This is a genomic window from Streptomyces sp. V3I8 (genome assembly GCF_030817535.1).
In the GTDB taxonomy this organism is placed as follows: Bacteria; Actinomycetota; Actinomycetes; order Streptomycetales; family Streptomycetaceae; genus Streptomyces.
Genome location: NZ_JAUSZL010000002.1, coordinates 3,203,074 through 3,216,735, shown reverse-complemented (window position 1 = coordinate 3,216,735; position 13,662 = coordinate 3,203,074). Strand labels below are relative to the sequence as shown.

11 protein-coding genes are annotated in these 13,662 nt (G+C 72.0%); 4 read left to right on the top strand and 7 right to left on the bottom strand.

Annotated elements, in window-relative coordinates; translation table 11 throughout:
- Positions 1 to 3: 3 nt before the first annotated feature.
- Positions 4 to 1,224 carry an exodeoxyribonuclease VII large subunit gene (xseA, locus tag QFZ75_RS14000; protein WP_307536961.1) on the bottom strand — a complete coding sequence of 407 codons (1,221 nt, stop codon included), beginning with the start codon at positions 1,222 to 1,224 and terminating at the stop codon, positions 4 to 6.
- Between the two features lie 274 nt (positions 1,225 to 1,498).
- Complete coding sequence (locus QFZ75_RS13995; RefSeq protein ID WP_307536960.1) at positions 1,499 to 2,914, bottom strand: APC family permease; 1,416 nt, start codon at positions 2,912 to 2,914, stop codon at positions 1,499 to 1,501.
- Between the two features lie 152 nt (positions 2,915 to 3,066).
- On the opposite strand from QFZ75_RS13995, the gene QFZ75_RS13990 reads away from it, so the two are divergent.
- Together QFZ75_RS13990 and ppgK are read left to right on the top strand one after the other, a co-directional pair.
- Positions 3,067 to 4,074, top strand: coding sequence for a 4-hydroxy-3-methylbut-2-enyl diphosphate reductase (locus QFZ75_RS13990; protein WP_307536959.1), 1,008 nt, complete (start codon positions 3,067 to 3,069; stop codon positions 4,072 to 4,074).
- Positions 4,075 to 4,103: 29 nt separating this feature from the next.
- Entirely contained in the window at positions 4,104 to 4,850 is a 747-nt protein-coding gene (ppgK, locus tag QFZ75_RS13985) for a polyphosphate--glucose phosphotransferase (protein WP_307536957.1), read from the top strand.
- Positions 4,851 to 4,953: 103 nt separating this feature from the next.
- On the opposite strand, the gene QFZ75_RS13980 is transcribed toward ppgK, so the two are convergent.
- Positions 4,954 to 5,559: a DUF6542 domain-containing protein gene (locus QFZ75_RS13980; RefSeq protein WP_307536955.1), complete on the bottom strand. Its 606-nt coding sequence runs from the start codon at positions 5,557 to 5,559 to the stop codon at positions 4,954 to 4,956.
- 224 nt (positions 5,560 to 5,783) lie between these two features.
- Here QFZ75_RS13980 and ychF point away from each other — a divergent pair, with 224 nt between their 5' ends.
- Positions 5,784 to 6,872 (top strand): redox-regulated ATPase YchF, encoded by a 1,089-nt coding sequence (gene ychF / locus QFZ75_RS13975; RefSeq protein WP_307536954.1) that lies wholly within the window; start codon positions 5,784 to 5,786, stop codon positions 6,870 to 6,872.
- 144 nt (positions 6,873 to 7,016) lie between these two features.
- Here the strand turns inward: ychF and QFZ75_RS13970 are convergent, their stop codons facing one another.
- The 3 genes from QFZ75_RS13970 to QFZ75_RS13960 are packed head-to-tail and all read right to left on the bottom strand — an operon-like array spanning position 7,017 to position 9,744.
- Positions 7,017 to 7,685: a response regulator transcription factor gene (locus tag QFZ75_RS13970; protein ID WP_307536952.1), complete on the bottom strand. Its 669-nt coding sequence runs from the start codon at positions 7,683 to 7,685 to the stop codon at positions 7,017 to 7,019.
- A complete protein-coding gene (locus QFZ75_RS13965; protein ID WP_307544466.1) occupies positions 7,682 to 8,848 on the bottom strand; it encodes a sensor histidine kinase in 1,167 nt (388 codons plus the stop codon). The genes QFZ75_RS13970 and QFZ75_RS13965 overlap by 4 nt, the downstream gene beginning before the upstream one ends.
- Positions 8,849 to 8,904: 56 nt before the next feature.
- Positions 8,905 to 9,744 carry a CPBP family intramembrane glutamic endopeptidase gene (locus QFZ75_RS13960; RefSeq protein ID WP_307536950.1) on the bottom strand — a complete coding sequence of 280 codons (840 nt, stop codon included), beginning with the start codon at positions 9,742 to 9,744 and terminating at the stop codon, positions 8,905 to 8,907.
- 215 nt (positions 9,745 to 9,959) lie between these two features.
- Here QFZ75_RS13960 and QFZ75_RS13955 point away from each other — a divergent pair, with 215 nt between their 5' ends.
- On the top strand, positions 9,960 to 12,182 hold the full coding sequence (locus QFZ75_RS13955; protein WP_307536948.1) for a DEAD/DEAH box helicase: 2,223 nt from the start codon (positions 9,960 to 9,962) through the stop codon (positions 12,180 to 12,182).
- A 266-nt stretch (positions 12,183 to 12,448) separates the two neighbouring features.
- On the opposite strand, the gene QFZ75_RS13950 is transcribed toward QFZ75_RS13955, so the two are convergent.
- Positions 12,449 to 13,558, bottom strand: coding sequence for a threonine synthase (locus tag QFZ75_RS13950; protein WP_307536947.1), 1,110 nt, complete (start codon positions 13,556 to 13,558; stop codon positions 12,449 to 12,451).
- Positions 13,559 to 13,662: the final 104 nt, after the last annotated feature.

The window sequence follows — 13,662 nt, the reverse complement described above, 5'->3', positions numbered from 1 at the left end:
ACCCTAGGGTCTGCCTCGGACATCGACCCGTACCGTGAACTCGCCCGTGGCGACCCGCGCCCGCAGGGGCTCGTCCGCCGTCACCTCGTCCGCGGAGCGGACGGCGTGGCCGTCGGACTTCTGCAGGACCGCGTACCCCCGTTCGAGGGTCGCGGCGGGGGAGAGGGCCACCACGCGTGCGTGCGTGTGCGTCAGCTCCGAGTCGGCCCGGTCCAGGAGGTGACCGAGCGTACGGCGGCCGCGGTCCAGGAGCGCGGAGACCTGGTCGGCCCGCTCGTCCACCATCCGGTGAGGGTCCTCCATCGAGGGGCGGGCCAGCGCATGCGCGAGGCCCCGCTCCTCGCGCTCGACGAGGGCCCCGACACACCTGCGGGCCCGGTCCCGCAGGAACCGGACGCGCTCGTACTCCTCGCCGACGTCCGGTACGACCTTCTTCGCGGCGTCGGTGGGGGTGGAGGCGCGCAGGTCGGCCACGTGGTCCAGGAGCGGGTTGTCGGGCTCGTGGCCGATGGCGGACACCACCGGGGTACGGCAGGACGCGACCGCCCGTACGAGCTGCTCGTCCGAGAACGGGAGCAGGTCCTCCACGCTGCCGCCGCCGCGCGCCACGATGATCACGTCGACCTCGTCGAGCGCGTCCAGCTCCTTCACGGCCTGGACGACCTGGGGAACCGCGTGGACTCCCTGCACGGCGACGTTGCGCACCTCGAAGCGGACGGCGGGCCAGCGGCGGCGCGCGTTCTCCAGGACGTCCCGCTCGGCGGCGGAGGCGCGACCGGTGACCAGCCCGACGAGCTGGGGCAGGAACGGCAGCGGCTTCTTGCGCTCGGGTGCGAAGAGCCCCTCCGCGGTGAGGGACTTCTTCAGCTGCTCCAGCCGGGCGAGCAGTTCGCCGACACCCACGGGCTTGATCTCGGTGGCCCGGAGCGACAACTGCCCGCGCGGCGCGTACCACTCGGGCTTCGCCTGGACGACGACCCGGGCGCCCTCGCCCACCACGTCGGCGACGGCGTCGAACACCTGCCGGTAGCAGGTCACGCTCACGGAGATGTCGTGCGACGGATCGCGCAGCGTCAGGAAGACGACTCCGGCGCCCGGGCGCCGTGACAGCTGGGTGATCTGCCCCTCGACCCACACCGCGCCGAGCCGGTCGATCCATCCCCCGATGAGCCGCGACACCTCACCGACGGGCAGGGGGGCGTCGGCGGACGTATTGAGAGCCATGACGCGAGCGTAGCGGCCACCGCCGACAGCGCCGGCGTACCTCGGCGTCATTGCCGGGTGCACGCCGGTGAGGGCTGAGCGCGCGGTTCCCCGCGCCCCTGAAGACGTGCCCGGGCTCCAGCCCCGTCAGGGGCGCGGGGAACTGCGCGACCGGCCCCCACCGGACCCGCACCCGACGGGCGGCCTGCGCTTTTCAGGGGCGCGGGGAACCGCGCGACCGGCCCCCACCGGACCCGCACCCACCCGACACGCCCGGCCACCCCGAAAACCCGGCTCAGCCCGCCGCGGGCGCCCGCCCCCGCTGAACCACCAGCACCACCACCCCCACCACGAACCACACCGCCCCCACCACCTGCGCCGCCCCGGACGCCTCGAGGATCACCAGCACGGTGATCCCCGCTCCCACGACGGGCACCAGCACATGCCGCCACCACACCACGGGCCCGCCCCGCCGCCGCACGGCGAACCACCCCACCACGCTCGCGTGCAGCAGCGTGAAGGCGGTCAGCGCCCCGATGTCGACCACCGACACCAGACGGTCCATCCCGTCGTCCCGCCGCGCGGCCCACACCGCCGCCACCAGGGTGATCACGGCGGCGCAGACCAGCGCGGCCCGCGGCACCCCGGAGTCCGTCCGGGACAGCGCCCGCGGCAGCCGCCGCTCCCGGGACATCGCGAACAGCAGCCGCCCCGCCGCCGCCTGCCCGGCCAGCGCGGCGAACGCCGCCCCGATCGCCTTGCTCACCGCCACCAGGTCGTGCAGCCAGGTACCGACCGAGGCGTCCACGGCGTCGTAGAACGCCGACCCCTGCCCGACCGGATCCGCGGCGAGCTGCGCCGACGACACCGGCTCCAGCAGGGCGATCAGGTACGCCTGCGCGACGAACAGCACACCGGCGAGGGCGAGACAGAACAGCACCGCCCGCGCGACCTTCTCCGAACCACCGGTGACCTCCTCCGCGAAGGAGGCGATCGCGTCGAAACCGAGGTACGACAGCACGGCGATCGACACGCCGCCGAGCACCGCGGACAGGGCGAACGCCCCCTGGGAGCCGTCCCCGGCGAGGGGCGACAGCCACCCCCGCTGCGCCCCGTCGCGCGCGAGGACCACGACCGCCGACACGACGAAGACGAGCAGGACCACGACCTCCAGCGCGAGCACGAGGAAACCGACGCGCGCGGCGGTCCGTACGCCCCACAGGTTCAGCAGCGTCGTGACGACGACCGCGACCGCCGTCCACACCCACCGGGAGACGCCGGGGACCAGGGAGTTCATGGCGATCCCGGAGAAGAGGTACGCCACCGCCGGGATGAGGAGGTAGTCCAGCATCGCCATCCAGCCGGCGACGAACCCCGCCTCCCTGCCGAGCCCCACGCGCGCGTAGGCGAACACCGAGCCCGCCCGGGGGACGACCCGCACCATCTGCGCGTAACTGAAGGCGGTGAACGCCATCGCGACCGTGGCGACGACGTAGACCAGCGCGACCGCCCCGTGGGACTTGGCGTCGAGGGTGCCGAAGACACCGACCGGTGCCATGGGGGCGATGAACAGCAGCCCGTACACGACCAGGTCACGGAAGCCGAGACTGCGCCGCAGTTCTTGTTCCCCGTGCCCCTGTTCCGCGTGCCCCTGTTCCGCGGGGCCCTGTTTCCCGTCGGCCGCGCCGGCCGGTGGTTCCGAGTGGGACATCCGTGCCTCCGAGAGTCGTGCCGTGTCCGCCCCTCCCGCTTCCCGCGCCCAGCTCTCCGTTCTCCGTTCTCCGCTCTCTGCTCTTCGCTCTCCGGTCAGTGTCCCCAAAGAGGTGATCCCCGACCTCCTGGGCGCACCCTTACGATGGGGGCATGACTGCTTCGACCGGCCGCCGCGTCCTGCTCGCCGCCCCCCGTGGCTACTGCGCGGGAGTCGACCGTGCCGTGATCGCCGTCGAGAAGGCCCTGGAGCAGTACGGGGCCCCGATCTACGTCCGCCATGAGATCGTCCACAACAAATACGTCGTGCAGACCCTGGAGAAGAAGGGTGCGATCTTCGTCGAACGGACGGCGGAGGTCCCCGAGGGGTCCATCGTCATGTTCTCGGCGCACGGCGTCGCCCCGGTCGTCCACGACGAGGCCGCGGCCGGCCGGCTCGCCACCATCGACGCGACGTGCCCGCTGGTCACCAAGGTCCACAAGGAAGCCGTCCGGTTCGCGGACGAGGACTACGACATCCTCCTCATCGGCCACGAGGGCCACGAGGAGGTCATCGGCACGTCCGGTGAGGCGCCCGACCACATCACGCTGGTCGACGGCCCCGGCGACGTGGCCAAGGTCGAGGTCCGCGACCCGTCCAGGGTCGTCTGGCTCTCCCAGACGACGCTGTCGGTCGACGAGACCATGGAGACGGTGGACGCCCTCAAGGAGAAGTTCCCGCAGCTCATCTCCCCGCCGAGCGACGACATCTGCTACGCCACGCAGAACCGTCAGCTCGCGGTGAAGCAGATGGGTGAGCAGGCGGACCTCGTCATCGTGGTCGGCTCGCGCAACTCCTCCAACTCCGTACGGCTCGTCGAGGTCGCCAAGCTCGCGGGCGCGCGGGAGGCGTACCTGGTGGACTTCGCCGACGAGATCGACGCGAGCTGGCTGGAGGGCGTCACGACGGTGGGCGTCACCTCCGGTGCCTCGGTGCCGGAGATCCTCGTCGAGCAGGTCCTGGAGTACCTCACCACCCACGGCTTCGAGGACGTCGAACTGGTCAAGGCGGCCGAGGAGTCCATCACGTTCTCGCTGCCCAAGGAGCTGCGCCGCGATCTGCGCGCGGAGGCCGCCGCCCTGGTCGCGGAGCGCACCGGAACCACCCCCTCGGGCGCGTGACGGTCCGTCTCCCGAAGTAACGTGGAGCCATGCAGATCTTCGGCGTGGACATCGGTGGATCAGGGATCAAGGGCGCTCCCGTGGACCTGGACCGGGGCGACCTGGCGGAGGAGCGCTGCAAGGTGCTCACGCCGCACCCGGCGACACCCGACGCGGTGGCGGACGGGGTGAAGGAGGTCGTCGGCCACTTCGGCTGGACGGGCCCGGTCGGGATCACCTTCCCCGGCGTGGTCACCGGCGGCTCCACCATCCGTACCGCGGCCAATGTGGACAAGGCCTGGATCGACACCGACGCGCGCGCCCTGCTCGGCGACCGCCTGGGCGGCCTCCCGGTGACCGTGCTGAACGACGCGGACGCGGCGGGCGTCGCGGAGATGGAGTTCGGCGCCGGCAAGGGCCGCCGGGGCACGGTCTTCCTCCTCACCTTCGGTACGGGGATCGGCAGCGCCCTCTTCGTGGACGGCACCCTCGTTCCGAACACGGAGCTGGGCCACCTCGAGTTGAACGGCCACGACGCGGAGAAGCACGCCTCCACGAAGGCCAAGGAGGACCACGACCTCTCCTGGGAGCACTGGGCGCACCGCGTCCAGAAGTACCTCGCCCACGTGGAGATGCTCTTCTCGCCGGAGCTGTTCATCATCGGCGGCGGTGTCAGCCGCAAGGCGCAGAAGTTCCTGCCGCTGATCGAGGGCATCAAGGCGGAGATCGTGCCGGCCCAGCTGCAGAACAACGCGGGGATCGTGGGCGCGGCGATGCGGGCGGCGCAGACGAAGTAGGTGCTCCGGCCGACGGGCCGGACCAGGTCTGCGGGTGACGACCGGGTCCAGGTCCAGGTCCAGGTCCGAGTCCGGGCCGAGGTCTCCGGATGGATGACCGCCTTCAGGCCGTACGGCGTCGCTGTGCGGCCTTGCGGGTCATCATCCGCGCCTTGCGGACGGTCACGATGACCCCGGCCACCAGCGTTCCCCCGTACAGCCACCCCGCGTGCATCGCGAGAGCGGTGACGAGTCCCATCAGCCGGCCGCCGAAGCCGCCGTCGCTGTCCGCGATCGGCAGGAGGCCGACGGCGAAGGCGATCGGTACGGCGACGACCGCGGTGACCAGGTCGGCCCGCCGCACCCACACCGCGGTCAGCGCGCAGACCGGCAGGAACAGCACTCCGTAGACGACGATCGACGCCCCGAAGAGCAGCTGGACCAGGCAGGCCAGCGTGAACATCGACGCGGTGCAGAACAGCCCGCTGCCCAGCCCGGTGAGCCGGGGGTTCGGGAACCGGCGCACCGCCTGCACGAGCGGTGAGACGGGCGCGCAGGCCCGCGGGACACCGGCCCCGGCCCTGGTCGCGGCCTTGGCCCCGGACCTGGTTCCGGACCGGGCGCCTGCCTGCCGGGCCGTACGGGTGCCGCCGCGTCCGGCCTGCGGGGGGAGGGGAGTGCCGCCGCGTGACGGCCGTGACTGGGGAGGACGCGTTCTGTGTTGCTCCACTGGTCCAACTTAGGTCGGGTTATGTGTGGAATGGGCGTCGGGACACGCGCTTTGGCCGAGCTTGGCCAAGCGTTCGATACGTCGCCGGTGGGAGGTGCCGCACGCCGTAGACTGGTGGATCGGCCCGCGCGTCACGCAGTGGAGGACGCGGGCCCGTCCGAGCCCGGTCCTCGTGGTCCCGGCCCCCGCCCGCCCCCACACCCTCACGTACGGGAAGTCGCAACGTGTCGCTCACGATCGGAATCGTCGGTCTGCCGAATGTCGGCAAGTCGACCCTTTTCAACGCCCTGACCAAGAACGACGTGCTGGCGGCCAACTACCCGTTCGCCACGATCGAGCCGAACGTGGGCGTGGTCGGTGTCCCCGACGCCCGGCTGACCAAGCTCGCGGAGATCTTCGGCTCGCAGAAGATCCTCCCCGCGACCGTGGACTTCGTCGACATCGCGGGCATCGTGAAGGGTGCCTCCGAGGGCGAGGGCCTGGGCAACAAGTTCCTCGCGAACATCCGCGAGTCGGACGCGATCTGCCAGGTCATCCGCGCCTTCAAGGACGAGAACGTCGTGCACGTGGACGGCAAGGTCTCGCCCAAGGACGACATCGAGACGATCAACACCGAGCTGATCCTCGCGGACCTGCAGACCATCGAGAAGGTCCTGCCGCGCCTCCAGCGGGAGTCCCGGATCAAGAAGGACGTCGGCCCGAAGGTCGCGGCGATCGAGGCGGCGCAGGAGATCCTGGAGAAGGGCGACACCCTGTTCTCCGCGGGCATCGTCCAGGGCTCCGGCAACGACGAGCTGCTGCACGACCTGCACCTGCTCACCACGAAGCCGTTCCTCTACGTCTTCAACGTCGACGAGGACGAGCTGGTCGACGACGACTTCAAGGCCGAGCAGCGCGCCCTGGTCGCCCCCGCCGAGGCGATCTTCCTCAACGCCAAGCTGGAGGCGGACCTCGCCGAGCTCGACGAGGAGGACGCCAGGGAGCTCCTGGAGTCGGTCGGCGTCCAGGAACCCGGCATGGCGACCCTCGCGCACGTCGGCTTCAACACCCTCGGCCTGCAGACCTACCTGACGGCCGGCCCGAAGGAATCCCGCGCCTGGACCATCAAGAAGGGCGCCACCGCCCCCGAGGCCGCCGGAGTCATCCACACCGACTTCCAGAAGGGCTTCATCAAGGCGGAGGTCATCTCCTTCGAGGACCTGGTCGAAACGGGCTCGGTCGCCGAGGCCCGCGCCAAGGGCAAGGCCCGCATGGAGGGCAAGGACTACGTGATGCAGGACGGGGACGTGGTGGAGTTCCGCTTCAACGTGTAGCGGCTGATTCCTTGATCGGCCGAAGTGGCTGGTCAGGTCAAGGAAACCCAGGTCAGGGGTCAGGCCTTCGGGTCTGACCCTTGCCTGTTCTCGTCGGAGTGCGTGGCGGTCCCGCGGGTTGCCGGGACGGCCCCGGGGATCCGCTTACGTCACCAGCCCCCGCCGGTACGCGTACACCACCGCCTGGACGCGGTCCCTGAGGTTGAGCTTCGTCAGGATGCGGGAGACGAAGGTCTTCACCGTTTCCGGGCTGATGACCAGGGCCGTGGCTATCTCGCTGTTGGAGAGGCCATTTGCGATCAGGCGCAGGACCTCCAGTTCGCGGGGGGTCAGGGGGATGTCGGAGGGCGTGGTGTCCGTCGGGCGGATGCGGGACGCGTATCTGCCCACCAGGCGGCGCGTGACCTCCGGGTCCAGCAGGGCCGCGCCCGTGCCCACCGTGCGGATGCCGTGCAGGAGCCGGTCCGGCGGGGCGTCCTTCAGCAGGAAGCCGCTCGCGCCCGCGCGCAGCGCCTCGTAGACGTACTCGTCCAGGTTGAACGTGGTCACCACGAGCACCTTGACGGGGTTCGGCACGCCCGCGCCGGCCAGCAGGCGGGTGGCCTCGATGCCGTCGAGCACCGGCATGCGCACGTCCATCACCACCACGTCCGGGTGGACCCGGGCGGCGAGGTCGACCGCCGTCCGCCCGTCGCCGCACTCACCCGCCACCTCCAGGTCGGGCTGGGCGTCGATGATCGTCACCAGGCCGGTGCGGATCAGTACCTGGTCGTCGCAGACCAGGACCCGGATCGGGGCGGTCGGGGACGTCATGAAAGAACTCCGGCCGGGATGCGTGCCCGTACCACGAAGCCGCCGGTCGTCCCCGGTGCCGCGGTGAAGTCGCCGCCCAGGACGTCGACCCGTTCGCGCAGGCCGGCCAGGCCCCGGCCGCTTCCGCCCGGGGACCCGGTCCGTGAGCCGGAGCCGTCGCCGTCCGTGCTGACCTCCACGGTGATCTCCCTGCGGGCGTGCCGCACCCGGACCGAGGTGCGGCTGCCGTGCGCGTACTTGAGGGCGTTGGTGAGGGCTTCCTGTACGACCCGGTAGGCGACGAGTTCGGCGCTGCCGGTCGACTCGGCCGGCGTGCCCTCCTCGGTGAACTCCACCGGCTGCCCGGCCCGGCGCGTCTGCTCGACGAGCGTGAGCAGCCTGCCGGCGGGCGGCGTCCTGGCCTCGCCGCCCTGCTGGACGCCGTGGTCGGGGTTGAGCAGGTCGAGCAGGTGCCGCAGGTCGGTGATGGCCCGGCGGCCGGTGTCGGTGACGGCGGTCAGGCTCTGGTCCAGGCGCTCGGGCGAGGCGGTGAGGTAGCGCGCCGCCTCGGCCTGGACGACCATCGCCGTCACGTGGTGGGTGACGACGTCATGGAGCTCGCGGGCGATCCGGGTGCGTTCGGCGGTGCGGGTGTCCTCCGCGATGCGCAGGCGGCGTTCGGCGTCCGTCACCCGGGTGGAGCGCAGCCACGACCCGATCCCCCACGCGAGGGCCATCGCCAGGTAGAACGTCACGAACTCACTCACCGGTTCGCCCACCCGGAGCCGGTGGAGGGCGACGGCGAAGGGCACGTACGCCAGGGAGAAGAGGACCGCGGCGATACGCCGGTGCCGTTCCAGGTGGGCTCCGGCGCTGAGCAGTGCGATGGGCAGCGCGGTGTTCGCGAACGAGTGGTAGCCGCGGATCTGGTCGACGGCGAAGCCGAGGGACACCAGGGCGAGACAGAGGGCCGGCCACCGCCTGCGCACGGCGAGCGGGAGGCTTTCGAGGGCCACGGTCAGCACGGCCGTCGCGTCGAAGGGACGGCTCGGCACGGTGCCGATCTGCGTCCCGTGGAACGACGGCAGAAGCAGCGTGGCGAGGAACAACAGCCCGAGCGGGAGGTCCCGGACGGTGACGTCGGAACGCCGCCACCGCTCCAGGACCCGACGAAGCCTGGTCACCGGTCCGACCGGCAGTCCGGTCACCAGCTTGGTCACCCATCTGGTTGCCAGTCCGATCATCGGGGGAGTGTAGCGGCGGTGCCGGGCCGCCCGGCGGTGTGTCCACCGCGGGGCACCACGTGGCCGCGCCGGCGGGCCAGCCACATGAACACGACGGTCGCCAGGACGCAGAACAGCACCGAGTACACGCTGCCCTCCGGGCCGAAGTCGCCACCGGTGAGCGGCGTCGGGCCCGAGGTCGTGGAGTCCAGCAGGCCCTGGGGGGTGTCGTTGCCCGAGACCTCGGTGCTGAAGACGCCGCCCGCGGCGTAGTTCCAGCCGAAGTGCAGACCGATCGGCAGCCACAGCTTGCGGGTGGCGACGTACGCGGCGGTGAGCATGCCGCCGGCCTCGATCGCGATGGCGACGGCGCCCCACGCACCGGCGTCGGGGTTGAGCAGGTGGACCAGGCCGAACAGCGTGCCGGTCAGCACGAGCGCGATCCAGGTGCCGGTGCGCTCCTCCGTGATGCGGAACAGGACGCCGCGGAACAGCAGTTCCTCCGTCACCGCGGCGGCGGCCATGAAGCCGACCAGCCCCGCCGCGCCCGGCACCGAGCCGATCCCGTCGACCTCGTAGTACCCGGCGGTGAGGAGGTTGACGACGACGGCCCCGAACAGCGCCGCGCCGATCAGGGTGCCGCGGCCCAGCGCGGCCGGGGCGTCCGCCAGGGCCAGTTCGGTCACCGGGCGGCGCTCGGTCCGTCCCACCACCCACCGGTAGACGAGGACCGCGAGCACGGCTGCCGGTACGCCGACGACCAGCTGCACCCACGGCATGTCCTCCGCCGCGGCCACCGCCTGCCCGCCGACGAAGGCGACCGCCACGACCGCCAGAAGTTGCCAGACCAGCCTCATGAACACTCCCGTACCAGAGCCGCGGTCCGGGCGCCGCGGGCTGAGGAGAAAGCTATGGATCCGGCGGCCGGGAGTCGTCACCGCTCGGTGGACACCTGCGCGTAGCTCTGACGGGGGACAAGGCGGGGAGAGCGCCTCGGTCGGCTGCCTCCGCGCTGTCAGTGGGGCGTGGAAGGATGCCGGTCGATCGGGGTGGGCGGGGTATGAGGGGTTCCATGGTGGAGGACGCGGGCGGGGGCGAGAGGGCGGCCGGAGGAGCCGTGGGTGTGGGGCGGCGGGCCCGGGAGGTGGTCGCCCGGGGGGAGCGGCTCGTCGGGCTCGCGCAAGGGGTCCTCGCCGATCACCGGCGTGCGCTGGAGCAGGTACGGGCCGCCCTCGCGCCGATCCTCGCCGAGCTGGTCGCCCAGGAGCTCGAAGGAATTCCGGTCGCCCGGCTGAAGGACGTCACCGAGGGGCGGCTGCGGCTCGGGGCGCTGGAGAACGCCGGATTCGGCAGCGTACGGCCGGTGTTCGAGGCCGGCCGGCACGAGCTGCGGCAGATACCGGGCGTCGGGGCGCAGACCGCCGACCAGGCGCTCGCCGCCGCCCGGCAGCTCGCCCGGGCCCTTGAGGAGACCGTGTCCGTACGCATCGACGTCGACCATCCGGAGCCGCGGACCACCGCCCTGGTCATCGCGTTGCGGCGGATCGTCGGGGCCGGGCCCGATCTGCGGCGGGCCGTGGACGCCGCCGGGGGACTGGAGCGCAGGCTCACGGCGCTCCTGCCGGTGGCCCGGCCCGCCACCGGCCGGCTGCGCATGGCGCTGCTGGGCAGGGTCGCGCGGGAGAGCGCGCTCGCGGCGGCGGCCGAGATACGGGCACTCGTCGCCGACGCCGTCTCCAAGGGCGTACCGATGCTGCTCACGCAGGCCTCCACCGACCTGCTGCGGGAGTCCGCGTCCGACGCCGAGGCGTGGGTGGACTTCGAGCTGCGGTCCGCGGAGTACTACAGCCAGCTCGCCGAGATCGCCGGCAGCGCGCCCGACGTCGAGGCGTCCGAGGGCTTCCTGCCGGCGGAGGTCGCCGACCGGGTGCACGCCCAGGGACTCGACGACACCCACCGCCGGGTCTCACTGCGCGGCTACCAGTCCTTCGGCGCGCGGTTCGCGCTCGCCCAGCGCCGGGTGGTCCTCGGTGACGAGATGGGGCTCGGCAAGACGATCCAGGCCATCGCGGTCCTCGCGCACCTCGCCGCCGACGGGCACCGGCACTTCCTGGTGGTGTGCCCGGCGAGCGTACTCATCAACTGGACGCGCGAGATCGGGACCCGCAGCACCCTGCGCGCGGTGCCCGTGCACGGCCCCGACCGGCTGGACGCGTACGCCGAGTGGCGCGAGCGCGGCGGGGTCGCCGTCACCACCTTCGACGTGCTGCACAGCCTGCCCGACCCGAGGAAGGCCGAGCGGCATCCGCTGGACGCCCCCGCCGCGCTCGTCGTCGACGAGGCCCACTACGTCAAGAATCCGCAGGCCCGCCGCTCCCGTGCCGTCGCGCGCTGGACCGACCGCTGCGAGCGCGTCCTGTTCCTCACGGGTACGCCGATGGAGAACCGGGTCGAGGAGTTCCGTACGCTCGTCCGCTACCTCCGGCCCGAGCTGGTGCCGAAGATCCAGGGCAGCGACGTCGTCGCGGGGCCGCACACCTTCCGCAGGTCCGTCGCCCCCGCCTACCTGCGGCGCAACCAGCAGGACGTACTCACCGAACTCCCCGCGCTGGTCCAGGTCGACGAGTGGGAGGAGTTCAGCGCCGCCGACCAGGACGCCTACCGGGAGGCCGTCGCCGCGGGGAACTTCATGGCGATGCGCAGGGCCGCGTACGTGCACGCGGAGAAGTCGGCGAAGCTGCAGCGGGTGCGGGAGCTGATCGCGGAGGCCGCCGCCAATGAGGTGAAGGTCGTCGTCTTCTCCTATTTCCGGGATGTGCTCGCCACCGTGCGGGGGGTGCTGGGCGAGGCGGTGGTGGGGCCGGTCGCGGGCGGGGTCCCGGCCGCCCGGCGGCAGCAGATGGTCGACGAGTTCGCGGATGCGCAGGGGCACGCGGTGCTGCTCTGCCAGATCGAGGCCGGCGGGGTGGGGCTGAATCTGCAGGCCGCGTCCGTGGTGATCCTGTGCGAGCCGCAGGTCAAGCCGACGCTGGAGCATCAGGCCGTCGCGCGTGCGCATCGGATGGGGCAGGTCCGGTCGGTCCAGGTGCACCGGATGCTGGCGACGGATTCCGTGGACGACCGGTTGCTGCGGATTCTGGAGAGCAAGGACCGGCTCTTCGATGTGTACGCGCGGCGCAGCGATGTGGCCGAGGCTTCGCCGGACGCGGTGGATGTTTCCGACGGGGCCATCGCTCGGCGGATTGTCGAGGAGGAGCAGGAGCGGTTGGCCTCCGGCGGTTCTTTGGGAGGGTGAGGGGGTGGGAGCGGGGGTTGTTGTGCGGGTGCGGGTGCGGGTGCGGGTGCGTTGGGGCTGGTCGCGCAGTTCCCCGCGCCCCTGAAGGCGAAAAGATTGCGCAGTTCCCCGCGCCCCTGAAGGCGAAAGGATTGCGCCGTTCCCCGCGTCCCTGGAGGCGAAAAGATTGCGCAGTTCCCCGCGCCCCTGAAGGCGAAAAGACTGCGCTGTTCCCCGCGTCCCGGGAGGCGAAAGGATTGTGCTGTTTCCCGCGCCCCTAAAGGCCCCTAAAGAGGTGTCGGCAGGCCTGATTTCAGGCCTGCTCCGCACAGGGGGAGGATCGTCGTGCGGGTGGGCAGGGGGGTTTCGCGGATCGCCGCCCAGCACGCCGCGGCCGTCGATTCCACGTACAGGCCCTGTGAGGCCAGGTCCGTCTGGGCATGGCGGAGCTGGTCCTCCGTCACGGTGAGGAACATGCCGCCGGAGTCGCGGACCGCTCGCAGGATCTGGCGTGCCCTCGGCGGGCGGGGGATCGCGATGCCCTCGGCGTACGTGGGGGCCGCCGGGGTGACCCCGGCCAGGTCGTCCGCGCCCTCCTGCCAGGCGTGGGCCAGCGGGGCGACGGCGGCCGCCTGGACCGCGTACAGGGCGGGTCTGCGGTCGATCAGGCCCGCCGCGTGCAGTTCGGCGACGGCGAGTGCCGCGCCGAGCAGCAGCGTGCCGTTCCCGACGGGGACGACGAGCACCTCCGGGAGCCGTCCGCCCAGCTCCTCCCACACCTCGTGGACGTACGTCTTCGTGCCGTGCAGGAAGTACGGGTTGAAGACGTGCGAGGCGTAGAACGTGCCCTCCTCGTCCGCCGCCGCCCGGGCCGCCGACGCCGCCGCCTCGCGGTCGCCCGGGACGACCTCGACACGAGCCCCGTGCGCCCCGATCTGCTCCAGCTTCTTGGCGGACGTGCCCTCGGGGACGTACACCGTGCACGACAGCCTGGCCCGGGCGCAGTACGCGGCGACGGCCGTGCCCGCGTTGCCGCTGCTGTCCGCGACGACCCGCCGGGGGCGCAGCCGCAGGGCCAGCTCGGCGAGCACGACCGCCCCACGGTCCTTGAAGGAGAGCGTCGGCATCAGGAAGTCCAGCTTGGCCGAGACCCCCTCCCTCAGCTGGACCAGCGGGGTGCGTCCCTCGCCGAGCGACACCGTGGGGGCCGGCAGGGGCAGGCACTCCGTGTACCGCCAGAGTGAGTTCACCCGGCCCGTCAGGGACTTGAGGGGCGCCGGGGTGGGGGCGAAGTCCAGGTCGAGCGGGCCGTGGCAGACCGGGCAGCACCATGCGAGCGAGTCCGTGGGGACGCGCGTGCCGTCCACCGGGCAGAAACAATCCGGCAAGGGAGTCATCTCCGCAGGTTAGACGGCCCGGACCGGCCCGGCCCGGCTGCCGGCGGGTTGTCGTGACACGGTTTTCGCCCCCGCGTTCCGTCCCCGGCCACGCCCTGCTTACC